Here is a 597-nt window from a genome sequence, read left to right as displayed (position 1 = left end):
GCCGCGCCGCCCGGATCTGAAGCTGATCATCACCTCCGCAACCATCGACGCAAAGCGGTTTGCCGAGCACTTTGCCGGCCCAAAGGGGCCGGCGCCGGTCATCGAAGTCAGCGGGCGGTTGTATCCGGTCGAGGTGCGCTACCGCCCGATCCAGCGCGACGAGAAAGACAAGGAGCGCGATCTTTACGAAGCGCTCGTCGATGCGGTCGATGAACTCGCCCGCGAAGGCCCGGGCGACGTGCTCATCTTCCTGCCGGGCGAACGCGAGATTCGCGAGGCGGCCGAGGCGCTGCGCAAGCACCATCCGGCGCATACCGAGATCCTGCCGCTCTTTGCGCGCTTGTCCGTGCAGGAGCAGGAACGTGTGTTCCGGCCGTCCAACGCACGCCGCATCGTGCTGGCGACCAACGTGGCCGAGACCTCGCTCACGGTGCCGGGTATTCGCTACGTGGTCGATACGGGGCTGGCGCGCGTCAAGCGCTATTCCTATCGCAACAAGGTCGAGCAACTGCAGATCGAGCCGGTGTCGCAGGCTGCGGCCAACCAGCGTGCCGGTCGTTGCGGCCGGGTGGCCGATGGCGTCTGCATTCGCCTGTA

1 protein-coding gene is annotated in these 597 nt (G+C 66.3%); it reads left to right on the top strand.

The genetic code is table 11. From position 1 onward, the window contains the following. The coding region (locus AAFX79_13760) for a helicase-related protein (GenBank protein MEO1009622.1) at positions 1-597 on the top strand (597 nt) is incomplete at both ends.

The sequence above is a fragment of the Planctomycetota bacterium genome (assembly GCA_039819165.1).
Lineage (GTDB): Bacteria > Planctomycetota > Phycisphaerae > Phycisphaerales > UBA1924 > JAHCJI01.
This window is presented reverse-complemented; position numbering and strand designations above follow the sequence as displayed.